This is a genomic window from Rhodococcus sp. KB6, from assembly GCF_001445685.1.
Taxonomy (GTDB): domain Bacteria; phylum Actinomycetota; class Actinomycetes; order Mycobacteriales; family Mycobacteriaceae; genus Rhodococcus_F; species Rhodococcus_F qingshengii.
This window is the reverse complement of sequence record NZ_LNAK01000154.1, coordinates 346,030-362,523: the sequence shown is the minus strand read 5'-3', so window position 1 is coordinate 362,523 and position 16,494 is coordinate 346,030. Positions and strand designations below refer to the sequence as shown.

General features: G+C 62.3%; 16 protein-coding genes. 7 read left to right on the top strand and 9 right to left on the bottom strand.

What is annotated here, in order from left to right; genetic code table 11:
* Positions 1–24 precede the first annotated feature (24 nt).
* On the bottom strand, positions 25–396 hold the full coding sequence (locus tag ASU23_RS29050; RefSeq protein ID WP_003945499.1) for a hypothetical protein: 372 nt from the start codon (positions 394–396) through the stop codon (positions 25–27).
* A gap of 2 nt (positions 397–398) precedes the next feature.
* Positions 399–1,559, bottom strand: coding sequence for a Rieske 2Fe-2S domain-containing protein (locus ASU23_RS29045; RefSeq protein WP_003945847.1), 1,161 nt, complete (start codon positions 1,557–1,559; stop codon positions 399–401).
* A 195-nt stretch (positions 1,560–1,754) separates the two neighbouring features.
* Between ASU23_RS29045 and hsaA the strand changes: the two genes are divergently transcribed.
* The 4 genes from hsaA to hsaB are packed head-to-tail and all read left to right on the top strand — an operon-like array spanning position 1,755 to position 5,302.
* Positions 1,755–2,930, top strand: coding sequence for a 3-hydroxy-9,10-secoandrosta-1,3,5(10)-triene-9,17-dione monooxygenase oxygenase subunit (gene hsaA, locus ASU23_RS29040; RefSeq protein ID WP_039973406.1), 1,176 nt, complete (start codon positions 1,755–1,757; stop codon positions 2,928–2,930).
* Positions 2,931–2,940: 10 nt separating this feature from the next.
* A complete protein-coding gene (gene hsaD, locus ASU23_RS29035; protein ID WP_019746906.1) occupies positions 2,941–3,819 on the top strand; it encodes a 4,5:9,10-diseco-3-hydroxy-5,9,17-trioxoandrosta-1(10),2-diene-4-oate hydrolase in 879 nt (292 codons plus the stop codon).
* Positions 3,819–4,721: an iron-dependent extradiol dioxygenase HsaC gene (gene hsaC, locus ASU23_RS29030; RefSeq protein ID WP_058039228.1), complete on the top strand. Its 903-nt coding sequence runs from the start codon at positions 3,819–3,821 to the stop codon at positions 4,719–4,721. The genes hsaD and hsaC overlap by 1 nt, the downstream gene beginning before the upstream one ends.
* Positions 4,718–5,302 carry a 3-hydroxy-9,10-secoandrosta-1,3,5(10)-triene-9,17-dione monooxygenase reductase subunit gene (hsaB, locus tag ASU23_RS29025; RefSeq protein ID WP_003945677.1) on the top strand — a complete coding sequence of 195 codons (585 nt, stop codon included), beginning with the start codon at positions 4,718–4,720 and terminating at the stop codon, positions 5,300–5,302. Before hsaC ends, hsaB begins: the two co-directional genes overlap by 4 nt.
* A gap of 67 nt (positions 5,303–5,369) precedes the next feature.
* Here hsaB and ASU23_RS35005 read toward each other — a convergent pair whose 3' ends face one another.
* Positions 5,370–6,194 carry an Abi-alpha family protein gene (locus ASU23_RS35005; protein WP_007734103.1) on the bottom strand — a complete coding sequence of 275 codons (825 nt, stop codon included), beginning with the start codon at positions 6,192–6,194 and terminating at the stop codon, positions 5,370–5,372.
* Between the two features lie 2 nt (positions 6,195–6,196).
* Entirely contained in the window at positions 6,197–7,471 is a 1,275-nt protein-coding gene (locus ASU23_RS29015) for a DUF445 domain-containing protein (RefSeq protein ID WP_007734105.1), read from the bottom strand.
* Positions 7,472–7,801: 330 nt separating this feature from the next.
* On the opposite strand from ASU23_RS29015, the gene thrS reads away from it, so the two are divergent.
* Complete coding sequence (gene thrS / locus ASU23_RS29010; RefSeq protein ID WP_058039227.1) at positions 7,802–9,022, top strand: threonine--tRNA ligase; 1,221 nt, start codon at positions 7,802–7,804, stop codon at positions 9,020–9,022.
* Here the strand turns inward: thrS and ASU23_RS29005 are convergent.
* Positions 9,019–9,465: a MarR family winged helix-turn-helix transcriptional regulator gene (locus tag ASU23_RS29005; RefSeq protein WP_003945852.1), complete on the bottom strand. Its 447-nt coding sequence runs from the start codon at positions 9,463–9,465 to the stop codon at positions 9,019–9,021. The two genes, thrS and ASU23_RS29005, sit on opposite strands and share 4 nt — an antisense overlap.
* A gap of 143 nt (positions 9,466–9,608) precedes the next feature.
* Here ASU23_RS29005 and ASU23_RS29000 point away from each other — a divergent pair, with 143 nt between their 5' ends.
* A complete protein-coding gene (locus ASU23_RS29000; RefSeq protein WP_058039226.1) occupies positions 9,609–10,805 on the top strand; it encodes an MFS transporter in 1,197 nt (398 codons plus the stop codon).
* Between the two features lie 81 nt (positions 10,806–10,886).
* On the opposite strand, the gene ASU23_RS28995 is transcribed toward ASU23_RS29000, so the two are convergent.
* The 3 genes from ASU23_RS28995 to ASU23_RS28985 form a co-directional block, all read right to left on the bottom strand.
* The gene (locus ASU23_RS28995; protein WP_058039225.1) at positions 10,887–12,944 is read right to left on the bottom strand and encodes a neutral/alkaline ceramidase; all 2,058 of its coding nucleotides are present in this window, start codon (positions 12,942–12,944) and stop codon (positions 10,887–10,889) included.
* A 95-nt stretch (positions 12,945–13,039) separates the two neighbouring features.
* Complete coding sequence (locus ASU23_RS28990) at positions 13,040–13,768, bottom strand: acetoacetate decarboxylase family protein (RefSeq protein ID WP_042920495.1); 729 nt, start codon at positions 13,766–13,768, stop codon at positions 13,040–13,042.
* On the bottom strand, positions 13,765–14,625 hold the full coding sequence (locus tag ASU23_RS28985) for an SDR family oxidoreductase (protein WP_050655886.1): 861 nt from the start codon (positions 14,623–14,625) through the stop codon (positions 13,765–13,767). The genes ASU23_RS28990 and ASU23_RS28985 overlap by 4 nt, the downstream gene beginning before the upstream one ends.
* Positions 14,626–14,764: 139 nt before the next feature.
* Here ASU23_RS28985 and ASU23_RS28980 point away from each other — a divergent pair, with 139 nt between their 5' ends.
* Positions 14,765–15,970: a cytochrome P450 gene (locus ASU23_RS28980; RefSeq protein ID WP_007734124.1), complete on the top strand. Its 1,206-nt coding sequence runs from the start codon at positions 14,765–14,767 to the stop codon at positions 15,968–15,970.
* On the opposite strand, the gene ASU23_RS28975 is transcribed toward ASU23_RS28980, so the two are convergent.
* Positions 15,959–16,393, bottom strand: coding sequence for a cupin (locus tag ASU23_RS28975; RefSeq protein ID WP_003945598.1), 435 nt, complete (start codon positions 16,391–16,393; stop codon positions 15,959–15,961). The two genes, ASU23_RS28980 and ASU23_RS28975, sit on opposite strands and share 12 nt — an antisense overlap.
* Positions 16,394–16,494 lie beyond the last annotated feature (101 nt).

Here is a 16,494-nt window from a genome sequence, read left to right as displayed (position 1 = left end):
CGGCCCTCGTTCTACACAATCAGGTCAGCTGACCTCGGGATCACGCACCGTGATGGTGCCGTCCCTAACCGCGTCGGCGATGCTGTCGTGCAGTTTCGGGCATCCGTCTTTCAATGCCGACGACTGCCCGGAAGCAATTGCCTCTTTGAAGGTGTGGCAACGCAGCGCCGGGTCGGAAGTCCACTGAACGCTGGTGTGTTTGTACGTGTTCTTGCGAACCAGTACGCACGCGCCGCATGCCTTGCAGTCGACTTCCTGCAGACCCGAGTCGAGGTATTCGTGCTTGTCCTCGATCGTCTGGGCCGCGATCGCCTCGAGCCGTTCCGTTTGCCCGGCAAAGTCCGGTGCCTTGGCCCAACGAGCCCACCGTGCGTCGGTTCCGATCGAGGCGCTCACGACTAGACCTCTGCTTCCTTCTTTGCCGCTTCTGCTGCAGCTTCCTTCTCGGCCTTCTGGCGTGCGAGGTTTTCCTCGACCTCGGCGTGCCAGGCTTCGTTTGCCTTGGTGGTGTCCACCTCGAACTCGAAGCGCTGTGTCATCTTCTCGGTGACGTCGGCCTTGTCCACGTAGAACTGCTCGTACCAGCGTCGTAGCTGGTAGACGGGGCCGTCTTCTTCGCAGAGAAGGGGATTCTCGATCTTGGTCTTGTTCTTCCAGATCGCGACGTCCTGCAGGAATCCCTCGCTGATGCCCTCGGTGAACTTGCCGGCCAACTTGTCGGCCATCTCGTCGGAGACACCCGTCGGCTTCTTCACCGTCACGCCCCACTGCAGCACGAACGAGTCCGGGCTGATCGGGTAGTGGCAGTTGATCAGAACACTCTCGACCTCGTATCCGCTGTAGCTGTTCCACAGGGGATTGACCATGTACGACGGTCCGTAATACGCAGCTTCGGAGCGAAGCAGCGTGTCGCCGCCGTACTGGGAGGCCATTCCGATGTCGGGACGGCCCGTGGTGTTGAGGTACTGAGTGGCGATCTCACCTTCGAAGACGTTCTTGAAGTACGTCGGGAAGGCGTAGTGGATGTAGTAGAAGTGCGCCATGTCGACCACGTTGTCGATGATCTCGCGGCAGTTGGACCCCTCGATGACCATGGAGTTCCAGGTCCAGTCGGTCCATTCGTCGCTGTACGCGCCCTCGATACGAGGAATCACGATCTCTTCGGGCGGCGGATTGCCCTCGGGGTCGTTCCAGACGAAGAGCTGACCGTTCTGCTCGAGGGTCGTCCACGCGCGGGTGCGTGCGAGCGGAGGCACGCGGCGGGCATAAGGAATGCCGGTGCACTTGCCGTTGCCGCCCCAGCGCCAGTCGTGGAAGGGGCAGGCGATGGAATCGCCTTTGACCTCGCCTTGTGTGAGGTCACCACCCATGTGACGGCAGTATCCGTCGAGAACTTTGATGTCGCCCTTGCTGTCGGCGAACACCACGAGCTTCGTACCGAAAGCCTCGATCGCGTGCGGTTTGCCGTCCTTGAAGGTCTTCAGTAGACCCAGGCAGTGCCAACCGCGGGCGAAACGAGTTTGCACCGTTCCGACGTCGATCTCGCGAATCTGCGCCATTGTGACCTCACATCCCTTCTAGCTGTTAGTAGAACACGTTATAGAACTCGATCCGGTTCCGCCAGATTTTGGGGGCACTTGTTACAGCATTGCGGCCACAAACGGGACCTTTGTCAGCGTCTCGACAGAAAAGAGAACGTGTTCTAGTCTCAAGTGTAAGTGAACCAACCGATCGAGGAAGACGGGAGCGTCGAAGTGGGTAACCATGACAGCCACGAGGTGATGCAGAGGCTCGACGCACTACTGCCGGCACTGCGCGAGCGCGCACAGGAGACCGAGGATCTGCGTCGTATCCCCGACGAGTCCATCAAGGCTCTTCAGGAAACAGGCTTCTTCCGCTTGCTGCAGCCGAAGCAGTGGGGCGGATACGAAGCCGATCCGGTGCTGTTCTACTCCGCGGTCAAGAAGATCGCCAGCGCGTGCGGTTCCACAGGGTGGGTCTCCTCGATCATCGGGGTACACAACTGGCACCTCGCCCTCTTCTCTCAGCAGGCGCAGGAAGACGTGTGGGGCAACGACACTGACGTTCGCATCTCGTCCTCTTACGCCCCGATGGGTATGGGTGAAGTAGTCGAGGGCGGATACAAGGTCAACGGTGCGTGGGCGTGGTCCTCGGGTTGCGACCATGCCAGCTGGGCCGTTCTCGGTGGTCCGGTGTTCAAGGACGGCCGCGCAGTCGATTTCGTGAGCTACCTGATTCCTCGCGAGGACTACCAGATCGACGACGTGTGGAATGTGGTCGGTCTGCGTGGAACCGGCTCCAATACCGTTGTGGTCAAGGATGTTTTTGTTCCCAAGCATCGCGTGCTGAGCTTCCGGGCGATGAGCGAACTGACCGCCCCGGGCCTCGAGAACAACACCGCGCCGGTCTACAAGATGCCGTGGGGAACCATTCACCCCACGACGATCTCGGCACCGATCGTCGGAATGGCTTACGGAGCTTACGAAGCGCACGTCGAGCACCAGGGCAAGCGTGTGCGCGCTGCGTTCGCCGGCGAGAAGTCGAAGGACGATCCGTTTGCCAAGGTGCGCATCGCCGAGGCGTCCAGCGACATCGACGCCGCGTGGCGTCAGCTCTCCGGCAACGTCGCCGACGAGTACGCGTTGATCCTTGCAGGCGAAGAGGTTCCGATGGAACTGCGGCTGCGCGCTCGACGCGACCAGGTGCGCGCCACTGGCCGTGCGATCGCCTCGATCGACAAGCTTTTCGAGAACTCTGGTGCCACGGCGCTGCAGAACGGCACTCCGATTCAGCGTTTCTGGCGTGACGCTCACGCTGGTCGCGTCCACGCCGCGAACGATCCCGAACGCGCATACGTCATGTTCGGAACCGGCGAATTCGGTCTGCCGATCACCGACACGATGGTCTAGAGGAGGCTCAGTGACAACCACCGAAGAAGCTCTCACCTACGAGTCCACTTCGCGGTTCGCGCAAGTGCGCCCCGATCTGAAACTGCACTTCCACGAGGCGGGCGTCGGAAACGACAAGACCATCGTGCTGCTGCACGGCGGTGGCCCAGGCGCGTCATCGTGGTCGAACTTCGCCCGCAACATTCCGGTGTTGGCGAAGAACTTTCACGTCATCGCCGTCGATCAGCCCGGTTACGGGCAGTCCGACAAGCCGACGGAGCATCCGCAGTACTTCGTGCACAGTGCGTCGGCGCTCAATGATCTTCTGGATACGCTCGAGATCACCGGTCGCGTTGACCTGCTGGGTAATTCGCTCGGTGGTGGCGCTGCTGTTCGCTTTGCGCTCGACTACCCGGACCGTGCGGGTCGCCTCGTTCTGATGGGCCCCGGCGGTCTCAGTGTCAACCTGTTTGCGCCGGACCCCACCGAGGGCGTCAAGAACCTCGGGAAGTTCAGCTACCAGCCCACACGGGAGAACCTCGAAGCGTTCCTGCGGATCATGGTCTTCGATCAGAAGCTGATCACGCCGGAACTCGTCGACGAACGTTTTGCTGCCGCCAGCACTCCCGAGTCGCTGGCTGCGGCCAAGGCGATGGGTAAGTCCTTCTCCAGCGGTGACTTCGAGCTCGGCATGCTCTGGCGCGAGGCGTACAAGCTTCGACAGCGTGTGTTGCTGATCTGGGGCCGTGAGGATCGGGTCAACCCCCTCGACGGCGCACTGGTTGCGCTCAAGATGATCCCGCGCGCGCAACTCCACGTCTTCGGCGGTTGCGGTCACTGGGCGCAGCTCGAGAAGTTCGACGAATTCAACCGGCTCGCAACCGACTTCCTGCTCGACGGAGGTAAATGATGGGTATTCGATCTCTGGCGTACATGCGCATCGGGGCCACCGACATGGCTGCGTGGCGCGAATACGGACTCAAGATCCTCGGAATGATCGAGGGCAAGGGCGTCGACGCGGAATCGCTGTATCTGCGTATGGACGACTTCCCGGCGCGTCTTGTCATCGTTCCGAACGACACGGACCGTCTGCTCGTCTCGGGTTGGGAAACCGCGAATGCCGCTGAGCTGCAGGATATCCGTGACAGGTTGTCGGCAGCCGGTGTTCCGTTCAAGGAAGGCACGGCGGAGCAGCTCAAGGACCGTCGCGTCGTCGAGATGATCGCGTTCGAGGACACCTCGGGCAACTCCCTCGAGGTGTTCCACGGAGCTGCTCTCGAACACCGCCGGATCGTGAGCCCGTACGGGCACAGGTTCGTGACGGGCGAGCAGGGCCTCGGCCACGTCGTGCTCACCACCGATGACGACGATGCTTCGCTGCGGTTCTACCGCGACGTACTCGGATTCAAGCTTCGCGATTCGATGCGTCTGCCTCCGCAGATGGTCGGCCGGCCCGCGGACGGCGAGCCGGCGTGGCTGAGGTTCCTCGGCTGCAACCCGCGTCACCACAGCTTGGCGTTCCTGCCGTTGCCCAACCCGACGGGCATCGTGCACCTGATGCTCGAAGTGGAGAACTCCGACGACGTCGGACTGTGCCTCGACCGGGCACTGCGCAAGAAGGTCAAGATGTCGGCGACTCTCGGTCGCCACGTCAACGACGAGATGCTCTCGTTCTACATGAAAACTCCGGGCGGGTTCGACATCGAATTCGGTTGTGAGGGGCTAGAGGTAGAGGACGAAAACTGGATCGCGAGGGAAAGCACGGCCGTGAGCCTGTGGGGTCACGACTTCACGGTGGGAATGAAGCCGTGAGTTCGCCCGATGCGTCGGTGAGTGCGGAGCAGGCGATCGATCCACGCCAGTTCCGCACGGTTCTCGGGCAGTTCTGCACGGGTATCACCATCATCACGACAGTCGACGACGGTGAGCCGGTCGGGTTCGCGTGTCAGTCTTTCGCTGCCCTGTCACTCGACCCACCTTTGGTGTTGTTCTGCCCCACCAAGGGTTCTCGGTCGTGGGCGGCAATCGAGCGGACCGGGAAGTTCGCCGTCAACGTGTTGGCGGAGGAACAACAGGCGGTGTGTGCTCGTTTCGGGTCGCGTGAGCCGGACAAGTTCGCCGGCATCGATTGGACACCATCGCCGTTGGGCTCGCCGATCATCGACAAGTCCCTTGCGCACATCGACTGCACGGTGGAAACCGTCCACGACGGCGGCGATCACTACGTCGTCTTCGGTCGGGTTTCGTCGATGAGTGAGATCAAGACCGAACGCCCGCTGCTCTTCTATCGCGGGCAGTACACGGGCATCGAGCCGGACAAGACTGTTCCGGCCACCTGGCGTGACGATCTGGAAGCGTTCCTGACGACCACGACAGAAGATACCTGGCTGTAGGGGGCAAGCCCCCTGTGCGCCTTTTTGGTAGTGGTAACTACCAAAAAGGCGCACAGGGCCGGAGGCCCTACAGAGAAAAACAGGTATGACAGAAGTCGTCACCGAACGGCGTCAACAGGATGCTACGACGCACTATCTTGTTCGATCGGCCGGCGCGCTTGACCGCCTCGATCACCGATGGCTGCACCTCGACCACCTGGTACCGGTCGGCCTCGACGGGCTCGCGTGAGAACGCCACCAAACCGAGCCGATGCAGGTTGTTCAGGTACGCGCTGATGCGGTCCAGATGGCGACATCCCGCCAGTTCTCCGATCATCGACAGACCCTCGTCGATCATCTCCGAGCCGACGCCGAACGGCCGCGCCGTGCGCACGTCGACGCTCGGTTGTGCGCCGGAGGTGGCCAGCAACCGAAGAATTCGAGCTTCGTCTGGTGCGATCTCGTCGAGGATCCGGTCGTAAGCCGGGTGCAGATCGTCGCGATCGGTCACGTCCGCGGAACGATCCAGCAACCTGTCACCACGTGCCCGCAGCGCCGCGAGAGTGGCCTCGACGCTCTGTTTGCGATTGGTACGAGTAGCCATTGCCGCCCGCAGGTTCTCCGTCCGCGAGCCGTCTCCGTTGGTGTTCTCGGCCCGACGTTCGGATTGCACGTTGGCGGATTCTGCAGCCTCTGCCGCGGCTTCGGCGGCGGCCTGAACGATCTGCCGCGTCGCCTCCTTCGCCGTTCCGAAAGCCCAACCCGTCAGCTTGATCGACGTGAGCGTCGTCGTGGCGGTAAGCCCGACAAGGCTACGGATCAGACGCTTTTCGACGGATTCGACCGGCGCGATGTCCGCAGCCCAGTCGTACGATTCCGCTTCGACGATCATGCGATGGTCGTGCTCACTCATGCTCATACTCCGAATATTGCGAGGTGTAGGAAACCGGCAAACGAGCCCAGCACGGCCCCGTGTACGAACAACAGCCACTCGTCCTGCTTGACGGCTGAGCGTAGTAGTTCGCTGAAATCTTCCGGTGAAAGGATGCTCATGCGTTCGGTGACGAAGACACGAATCTTCTCCGACTGGTTCTCGGCGAACTCCGCATCCTCGAAGACCCGGGGGTACAGGTCGAGCACTTCGGTGGTGGCCAGGCCGGGCAGACGCTTGTAGCTCTGCGAACCAACGGTCATCTTGACCACCGACTTTGCCCAGCCGGCTGCGTCGTCGACGGATTCGCGCAGTACCTGATCGAGCATCCGCCGCGTTCGGTCCGAGCGGGGACCTTCGAGGAGTTCGGTGCCGATGTTCTCGAGCGTCACGACGTGATCGGCGAGGGTTTTTGCGTACCCGGCGATGATCTCGGTGCGGCGTTTCAGGAACAGTCCCTGCCGCCACGGCACCCAACGGCTGGGGGTGATCGGTTCGAAGATCATCGTGATTCCGAGGTAGTTCACGATGTACCCGATGATCACGCCACCGATGGGAAGCACCCACCACTGCGGAACCAGATGGAGGATTCCGACGAGCACGAAGCCCATCGGGAACCCGAAGTAGAAGCCGAAGTTCTGCATGAACCTGAGCTCTTTGTTGCCCATCGTGCGGAAGATGTCGTTGAGCAGTTTGGGGTGCGAAGAGAGGTAGCGGATCACCATCAGCTTCGCGTCGATGAACTCGTCGATGTCCTCTTCGATGCGGTCGGTGATCATGCGCACGCTGGCCGGCAGATCGTCCTCCACCTTGCGGAAGACGGCCTCCTTCACCGACGTCGGAAGGTTGTGCCAGAGCTGAGGATTCTCGGCCGTCATGATTCTGGTGACCACGCCGCGCACTTCACTGCGAGAAATGTTCACCAAGTGCTCGGCGATGCTGTCCGGGTCCAGGACGCGATAGAAGTCGGCGATGCTGCCGACTTTCGCGAGGGATTTGTCGACGGCGATCGACGCCATCTTCTCCGCCCGCGAGGGGACGATGCCTTGCCAACCGAATCTGCCGTCGCTGGTGATCGCGGGGATCACCTGGACGCGTCGGGGGAGGAACGGGAAGAGCAGTTTGAGGCCGGGCACTTTGATCCCGTGGAAGTTGATCGGCGCAAACAGCATCAGGACGCCCGACCAATTGGTGATGTACCCGATGATTCCGGTGAACAAAGGAATGGTGATCAACTGTTCGAGCAAGTGGTCCGGCACCGTCGCACATCCTCCTCATATCCGAGAACCTCACGTTCGGACATGATTGCCGAAACTTCGCTCTTCGTGGGTGTTTCGTTGGCTACTGCTGCGCCTTCCCAGTTGCGTCAGCATAGAGGCCCGACAATTCGGGCTGTAGGTGGGTAGGAAGTTGATGTAACCTCACGTACATGGTCAGTATTGCGCACAACACGACGACGCCGGTTCTCTTCCGGCGCATCGTTTAGGAACTGCTGACCAAACCCTTTCAGCCCCGGGAGTTATCGCCCCGGGGCTTTCCTGTTTCGTCGCTCCGTGTGCGTCTCCCCTTGAACGATTTGGAGACCTCTCATGAGCGTTGACCACCGCGAACTCGGGCGCGACCTGGAGTTTTTCGCCACCACCCCCACCGTCGGGGCCGGCCTCCCACTCTGGTTACCGGACGGCGCGATCATCAGGAACGAACTCGAAAAGCTCGCCGCCGAACAAGCAGCGCGATCCGGATGCCGGGGTGTCTATACCCCCGTTATGGCGAAGAAAGAGTTGTACGAGAGATCTGGGCATTGGTCCATGTTCTCGGACGACATGTTTCCCGAAATGAAGATAGGCGGAGAGTCATTTCTCCTTCGTCCGGCTAACTGTCCTCATCACGCTCAGGTATTCGCCGCTCGCGGTCGTAGTTATCGCGAGCTACCTTTCCGCGTTCGTGAACTCGGCTCGATGTTCCGTAGCGAACTCTCCGGTGTTCTCAGCGGATTGAGTCGAGTCAGACAGATCAATCTCGACGACGCACATGTCTTCTGTAGTCGCGAACAAGTGCAAGCGGAAGTGATCGTCGCGCTCGACGCGATCGAGCGCTGCTACTCGACTCTGGGGATTGCCGAACGGAAGTACCGCCTCTCGATCAGAGGGGGAGAGGGGCAGTACCTCGGCACCGACGAGCAGTGGGCGGACGCCGAGGATCACCTTCGCGGGGCGCTGAATGCACGCTCGATCGAGTACGTGGAAGCGAAGGGGGAGGCAGCGTTCTACGGTCCCAAGATCGACGTCCAGGTGCGAGACGCGCACGGCCGCGAGGAAACACTCTCGACCGTGCAACTCGACTTCAATCAACCGGAGCGGTTCGACCTCGAGTACACCGCTGAGGACGGATCCAAGGCTCGCCCCGTCATGATCCATCGGGGCTTGCTCGGATCGATGGAACGCATGACTGCGCTTTTGATCGAAAGGTTCGAAGGGCGGATGCCGCCGTGGCTGGCACCCAACCAAGTCTCGATTCTGCCCGTCGGCGACCGGCACCAGGTTGAGGCCGAGCGTTTGCGGGCCGATCTCGAGGCTCGCGATGTTCGAGTGGCGATCGCGCCTGACGGATCGTTGGGACGTCGCATCCGCGAGGCACGCACTCACCGTGACCCGTACATCGCGGTGATCGGAGACAACGAGGTGCACGGCGGCACCGTCGACGTTCTGGTCCCCGCGCGTGGTGGGCGGGTGGTCGTCGATGCGAGTGTGTTTGTCGCTCAGGTGGTCTCGGGCATCAAAGAGCGTGCCCTGCTTCCGGCAGACTTCTAGCCGACGGGAAGCTCGTGGAGGGCGCGCACCAGTGGCGCGAGTTCGGGTGTCTTGCATGCCTCGTCGAGTGCGGCTTCGAGGGTGGCGTCGTGCGTCGGCCGTGCGCTTTCGAGAAGCTCGCGGCCGGCCGGCGTCAGCTCGGTGTAGATGCCTCGACGGTCGTCGGCGCACAGGATGCGCGTCAATAGTCCTCGATCTTCGAGTCGATTGACCAAGCGCGTCGTGGCGCTGCTGCTCAGTGCGGCAGCGCGAGCCAACTGAGCCATCCGCATGTGCCAGCCATCCTGGCGGCTCAGTGCGTCGAGCACGGTGTATTCGACGACGGACAGTTTGTGCTCACGCTGGAGCGCGCGTTCCAGTTCGGTGTCGAGGGCGCCGTGCAGTGCTGCGAGCGTGCGCCACCCTTGCGAACGGATTTCGACGGCGTCGTCGGCGATCCCCATGTGATTCTCCTTGTCCGTTTCCTGCGACTCCAGGTTACCAGCTTGCGCATGTAGCGCGCGCGTGCAACTATTTATAGCGCGCCTGCAACTACTGCGCACGCCCGCTAACGGCTTACGCGTAAATCTGTGAAAGGAACATCGAGATGCCATTGGGTCTCATTGCCCTCGCTATGGGCGGGTTCGGGATCGGCCTCACCGAATTTGTCATCATGGGCCTCCTGCCCGAGATCTCGGCTGATTTCGAGGTCACCGAGTCCGTCGCGGGCTACCTGATCTCGGGCTACGCACTGTCGGTGGCGATCGGCGCGATCCTCCTGACCGCTGCCGTCACCCGCTTCGAGCGCAAGAAGGTCCTTCTCTCGCTCATGGTGCTGTTCATCATCGGCAACCTGATGTCCGCGCTCGCTCCCTCCTACGAGGTCATGATGGGCGGACGCATCGTCGCGGCGCTGTGCCACGGTGCGTTCTTCGGAATCGGCTCGGTGGTTGCCGCCGACATGGTCGCGCCCAACAAGCGCGCCGGCGCCATCGCGATGATGTTCGCGGGCCTGACCATCGCCAACGTTCTCGGCGTTCCGTTCGGCACGCTGCTGGGCCAGCAACTCGGATGGCGCTCGACGTTCTGGGCCATCACCGTCATCGGCGTCATCGCCCTGATCGGAATTGCAGCACTCGTCCCGACGACGCCCGCCAGCACGACCGGTGGCGGATTGCGCGGAGAGTTGGGGGCATTCCGCAACAAGCAGGTATGGCTCTCGATCGCCATCACCATCCTCGGCTACGGCGGAATGTTCGGAGCCTTCACCTACATCGCCTTCACCCTCACCGAGGTCACCGGCTTCGCGACGTCCAGCGTTCCGTGGCTGCTCATCCTCTTCGGCTCGGGCCTGTTCGTCGGCAACTTCCTCGGCGCCAAGGCGGCCGACCGTTCGCTCACGAAGGCGCTGGTCTGGATTCTCGCGATCCTGACCGTCGTTCTGATCGTGTTCGCCGCCACCGCGGAGAGCAAGGTCGTGACTGTGATCTCGCTGTTCTTCATGGGCGCCTTCGGTTTTGCGACGGTTCCCGGTCTGCAGATGCGGATCATGAACTACGCGTCGGCAGCACCGACCATGGCATCGGGTGCCAACATCGCCGCCTTCAACGTCGGCAACGCACTCGGGGCATGGCTGGGCGGAATCACCATCGCCGCGGGACTCGGCTTCACCTCCCCGATCTGGATGGGAGCGGCAGTCACCGTCGCCGGTCTGCTGGTCTTGCTCGTCGCGGCGAAGATCGACCGCCCGGCAGCGTCAGAGCCGTCGACGCCGACCACCTCGCTGCACCCGACCGCCGCCTGAACCTGTCCATTGCGCTCTGACCCCATCGCGTGAACGTATCGCTCCCCTTGTCCAACAAGGGGAGCGATACGTTCACGCGGGTCAGGTGAGGCGGAATTCGGACGTCACCCCGGAGAAGGGCGTGATCGCGCCGCTACCCCGAGCCTTCGACGCACCGAAGTGTTGGACTCGATACGTACCCGCCGGAGTATCGGCCGGAACATCCCACGTGATGCGCACGACGGAACCGTTGCTCCCGACCCGGCGCCAGTGCAGTTTGGTGGACCAGTCGTTGTCGTCGGCCACGCGCGTCCAGGATCCTCCGGTATTGCGCTGGATCTCGTAGAAGGTCCCGTTTCGGTGAGTGTCGTTCTTGGGGTGGCCGGTGACGAACTCGACGGCAACCTGCCCACCCGGTGAGGTGTCGCCGGGTTGAACGGTTGCATCGCCGAATTGTGTTCCCGGCAAGGGCTCGTCGAAGTCGACGCCAGGTCCGAAGCTGGGTTGGAACCCGGACAGGTCGGCCGGAGCGGGGCCGCGAGGAGGTTCGGTGCCGTCGCGCATCGCGGCTGCAAGGGCGGCATACCCCTGCTGATAGGCCGGCAGTGTATAACGACCGAACATCGTCGAACCGCCCTCGTACTGCTGCGAATCGTATTCCTGTGGTGTGGTGCAGTAGCTCGAGTACGAGTTCGCGTATCCCTGGAAGATGACGTTCTCGAGGGGAACCCCAAGCTCCTCGGCGACGGTTCGACGCACTCGTAATCCGGAGACGATGGTGAATTCCGCAGGGCCACCGACGATGTAGAACTGACCGATCCGCAGGATCTGGATCTTGAGTACGTTCGGCACCCATCCTCCCGGTGGCAGCAGGCCGACCGGAACGACTACGAGTTTGGGCGCCTGTGCGTCCTGAAGCCATTGAGGCACAGGAGCATCCATACCGCCCAGGGCGTCGATCATGGGGTTTCGGGTGCCCTCGGGGAAGATCGGGATTGCCGGCCCGTCCTCGACGCTTCCGGCGCTCATTGCCGCGCCGATCGCGGCCGGAGCGGTGCGGTGCTCGCGTCCGTCGGGGGTGAATCTTCCGCTCACCACCTGATTTGCCATGTCCAGGTACATGATCCGACTGTCGACGCCACCGGTGACGGTGTCGGACGCCGCGTCGAAGGCAGTTCGAGCCGCCGCAACCTGGCGCAGCCCGATGATGCGTGCGTTCTCGAATTCGTCTTCGGTCGGTCCGCGTCCGGGCTCGAGGAAGAGGTTGGGTGACATGTCGCCGCTGTTGGTCTGCGGAAACGCAGCAATGAAGCTGGTGTCGCCGTCGAGGTAGCGCACGCCCTGGTCGTCGTGCTCCCAGAAGTACGCCGCGGCGCCCTTGTTGTCCCCGGAGATGAGATGGTTCTCGTTCGTGAGCGAGGCGCAGTGGGTGGCGAACCAGTTGATCGCTCCGATGTCCTTGCTGCCCCGACTGATCCGCATGACACGCATGTGGTGGTCGTTGCCACCGGGGTAGTAGGCCTTGTCCTCTTCGGGATTGAGGTCGAACGCCACTCGCGATCGGTTGACGCTGGCATCGGTGAGATCGGACCGCCCGAAACGGACCGTGCCTGGCGCCAGGTTCTCGTGCGCAGCGCTGATCGCCTCGACCATGCCGTTGACCTCGGCTTCGAACACCTGCAGTTCGAAGCCGAGAACTGCGAGGTTGTACGCGTAGTTGTGCGAGGCCCCACCACATGCCGCGTGTGAATGGATGGCCGTCAACATGACGTTGCGTTCGGTGTAGATGTCACCGAACCTCCCGGCCAGTCGGCGCAGGACCTCGTCATGAACGGACTGGAAGATCATGCAGTTGTCGACGCACACGTAGGCGACCCGCGACCCGCCGGACTCGAAGATGAAGGCGCGTGCGCGCATTCGCTGGTGCAGGCCTTCGGCGCGTTGATCGAAGCTCGAGTAGCCCATCATGCCGACTTCGGCGACCGGTCCGGTCACGTCGGAAATTCCGACGCCCACCTGCAGTGACGCCGACGACTTGTCGGTGCGTGCGGGTGAAACGGTGCGTGCCGGCGAAGCTGCGACGGCCTGGTTCGTCGACAGAGCGGCGAGCGCAGGTGCGGCGGCAGCGCCTGCCAGTACGGTGCGTCGGGTGATCTGCACGAGTGTCCTTTCGGGCGGTCTGACGCGAGTTGGTCAACCGTCCAGGAGTGTAGCCCGAGTCACACGTGACCGAAAGGGGTGCCGTCGGCCGACACTCAGATTGTTGTGGCCTCCCCGAACGTCATCGCCAGGTTCTTGATGGTCGTGGTCATCAGGGCCCGGCGGGGGAGTCCCAGTTTCCGAAGTTCCGCCGCCATCGGGTGACTGCCCAGTTGAACCTCGGCTCCACCAGGGCGCGATTTGACGCCGGTCGGTGCCATGTCCCACGACGTGCACCTGGTGGCGCCGTCGAGATGTGAGTACGCGGCCAACGACATGTTGGCTCCGCCGCCAGGCACGCTGACGCCGGATTTCACACTCAACTGTGTGATGAGTTTGCCGTCGCGCGAGACGGATCCGCGCTTGACCGAGCCGACGTGCTCGGTGTCGAACTCGGCGAGCACCTTCGGGAATCCCCAGATTTCCCGGCCGGCGGCCTTGGTGAACTCTCCGTCCACCGGCAACTCGTGAATGAGTGCCCCTGCAGTTCCGGCAGCGAGCGAACGTAGATCTCCCAGCACCGAGGTTTCGGGAGGCGCAGTGTGGCTGCGCACCATGTACGTCACTCCGAATTCGTTGTACGGACCCAGATCCCCGTCGATGTAGTCGACAAAAACCAGGCCGCACAGCGCCCGGCCGGGGCGGTACTGGAGCACGGTCAAGCCGGTGTAGTCGATGATCGACTGCGCGGTTGTGCTCGGTACCGAGTACAACGCCATGAAGGCCGACGCGGTGCGAACTTCGACGGGCATCTCGACCCTCTTGCCCAGAATCGTGTAGCTCATGGCGCTACCACCCCACGGAGTCCGTCGGAGCCGTAGACGGGTTCGAGCATCGAGCGGAAATCCGGTCCGCGGCGCAGCATTTGGCCTCCGTCGACGTTGATGATCTGCCCGGTGATCCAGGTGGATTGCGGTCCGAGGAGGAAAGAAGCGAGTCCGGCGACGTCCTCGACCTCGCCGACGCGTTCGAGCGGCGTGTTGGCCAGGTAGTCGTCCAGGATGGGGCCACCGTCGGTGATGAGCGCGACCAGATCCGTTCGGGTCAGACCCGGCCGGATCGCATTGACACGAATGTTGCTGGCGCCCAGTTCGTCTGCCGCCAATTGCACCAGGTGGTCGACGCCGGACTTCGAGACGCCGTACGCGCCGAACCAGCGATGTGTGTTGCTGCTGGCGATCGACGAGATCGCGACGATGGATCCACCGCCTCCTGCCACTAGTGCCCGCGCGCCGTGCTTGATCGTCAGCATGGTCCCCGTGACGTTGAGGTCGACGGTGTGGCGCCAGGCGTCGACGTCGAGTTGCGTGACCGGTGCGATGGTTTCGTTCCCGCCGGCGCAGGCCACGACTCCGTCGAGCTTTCCGGTGACGGACACCGCCGCGGCGACAGCGGCGACGACGTCTGTCTCGATCGTGACGTCGGCGGGGGAGACGCTGACCGATCCTGCGGCAGTCGCGTGCCGGATCGATTCGGCGGCAGCATCGAGTTTCTCCTTGTTGCGTCCGCAGATCGTGACGTGAGCGCCGGACGCAACGAGCGAACGAGCGATGCCCAGGCCGATGCCACTACCGCCGCCGGTCACCAGTATCGATGTGCCGGTGAAAGTGGGTATGCCCGCTGAGGCGGTGTCGTCGTCCATGCGTGTCTCCTGGTCGTTGCTCCGGCGGGCTCGCGTGCTGCTTCTGGAGGTTTTCCGGTCCGGCTTCGGTGAAAACGCCCCACGCTATATAGGAACAGGTTCTACTTATTGAGGCAAGGGTTGTGCGAGAGGTGGAGTGATGGCTACCAGACCGACCTTCGATTTGATCGACGGACGCTTCTACAGCGGAGACCTCGGGAATGTGCGCGACGCATACGCCTGGATGCGTGATCACGAGCCCGTGTACCGAGACGACGCTAACGGAATCACCGCGGCCGCGAGTTACGACGCCGTCGTCGCAGCCGAGCGGGATCCCGAACTGTTCTCCAACGCCGGTGGCATCCGCCCCGAAACCGGTCCATTGCCGCAGATGATCGACATGGACGACCCGCAGCACCTCACACGTCGACGCTTGGTCAATGCGGGTTTCACACGTAAGAAGGTCGAAGCCAAGGCCGGCCGTATCCGGGAGATCTGCGATCAACTGATCGACGCCGTCTGTGAGAAAGGAGAAGCCGACTTCGTCGCAGACCTGGCGGCACCGCTGCCGATGGCCGTCATCGGCGACATGTTGGGTGTCCGTCCGGAGGAACGCGCGTTGTTTCTGCGGTGGTCGGACGATCTGGTGAAGGCATTGGGAAGCAACGCTTCCCAGGATCAACTGCAGGCCATGATGGTTGCGTACGTCGATTTCACCGCGTACATGATGCGAACCATCGCCGAGCGGAGGAGCGACCCGGCCGACGATTTGGTGAGCACGTTGATTCACAGTGCGGTCGACGGCGAAGCCCTCTCCGATCAGGAAATCGTCAACGAATCCCTGCTGATCCTGATCGGCGGTGACGAGACCACACGGCACGTGCTCAGCGGCGGCATGGAACAGCTACTGCGCCATCCGGACCAGCGCCGGGAGCTAGTCGACGATCCCGATGCCATTCCCTTGGCAATGGAGGAGATGCTGCGGTGGTCCTCGCCGATCAAGAACATGGCTCGAACCCTGACCCGTGACACCGATTTCTTCGGCGCGCAGCTGAAGGCAGGTGAGAAGATGCTGCTGCTCTTCGAATCGGCAAATTTCGACGAGTCCGTGTTCCTGAACGCCGAACGGTTCGATGTCGGCCGCACACCGAATCCGCACGTGGCCTTCGGCTTCGGAACTCATTTCTGTCTGGGCAATCAGCTGGCCAGGTTGGAGGGACGGATCATGTTCGAGCAACTCTTCGCCAGGCTGCCGGACATGGAACTTGCCACCGACGCGCCGTTGCAGCGGCGTGCGGCCAACTTCGTGTCCGGGCTCGAATCGATGCCGGTGCGGTTTAACTCTTCTGCCCCGTCAGCCGGGTAGTTGGCAGTTAGGAGGCGCAGCATCTTCGGAGAGGGGGCTGCCCGCCGGATTGACGTAGACGACCTCGAGCACCAATGGTGTTGTCTGCGAGTTGTTTCCGATGTGCACATGATCTGAACCGCTCGGTTCGATCAAAGTATTTCCGGCGCTGTAGATCCCGTCGACGGAGCAATCGGATCGGTAGTGGCTCAACGTGCCCTGCGCGATCAGCGCGTAGAGCGTCCCGTCGTGGAAGTGCCAACCGGTGGAACCGCCGGGGTCGATGGTGATCTGACGCAGGATGTAGTCCTTGCCGTCGAAAGTCACCTGCCCGAGAATTTCACCGTGTACTCCCGTGCTCGGTGTCGCCGACGCATTGATCGGCGTCAGAGACAGCCCGATCGCTGCGGACACTGCAAGCAGAACCTGATGGCGTTTACGCATGAGCGGCCCTCCCAGACGGATGTGCTCCTGAGTGTCCTCCGTCGATGCCCGGTTTATCCCAGTTTTCGTGGATCCAGCACTGCGAAGGCAGAGGTATGCCC

Excerpts from the sequence above, each read along its gene's own strand:
- ASU23_RS28975 (WP_003945598.1), bottom strand. The coding sequence starts at position 16,393 with ATGCGTAAACGCCATCAGGTTCTGCTTGCAGTGTCCGCAGCGATCGGG.
- ASU23_RS29005 (WP_003945852.1), bottom strand. The coding sequence starts at position 9,465 with ATGGGGATCGCCGACGACGCCGTCGAAATCCGTTCGCAAGGGTGGCGC.
- ASU23_RS29045 (WP_003945847.1), bottom strand. The coding sequence starts at position 1,559 with ATGGCGCAGATTCGCGAGATCGACGTCGGAACGGTGCAAACTCGTTTC.
- ASU23_RS28990 (WP_042920495.1), bottom strand. The coding sequence starts at position 13,768 with ATGAGCTACACGATTCTGGGCAAGAGGGTCGAGATGCCCGTCGAAGTT.
- hsaC (WP_058039228.1), top strand. The coding sequence starts at position 3,819 with ATGGGTATTCGATCTCTGGCGTACATGCGCATCGGGGCCACCGACATG.
- ASU23_RS29000 (WP_058039226.1), top strand. The coding sequence starts at position 9,609 with ATGCCATTGGGTCTCATTGCCCTCGCTATGGGCGGGTTCGGGATCGGC.
- thrS (WP_058039227.1), top strand. The coding sequence starts at position 7,802 with ATGAGCGTTGACCACCGCGAACTCGGGCGCGACCTGGAGTTTTTCGCC.
- ASU23_RS28985 (WP_050655886.1), bottom strand. The coding sequence starts at position 14,625 with ATGGACGACGACACCGCCTCAGCGGGCATACCCACTTTCACCGGCACA.
- ASU23_RS28980 (WP_007734124.1), top strand. The coding sequence starts at position 14,765 with ATGGCTACCAGACCGACCTTCGATTTGATCGACGGACGCTTCTACAGC.
- ASU23_RS35005 (WP_007734103.1), bottom strand. The coding sequence starts at position 6,194 with ATGAGTGAGCACGACCATCGCATGATCGTCGAAGCGGAATCGTACGAC.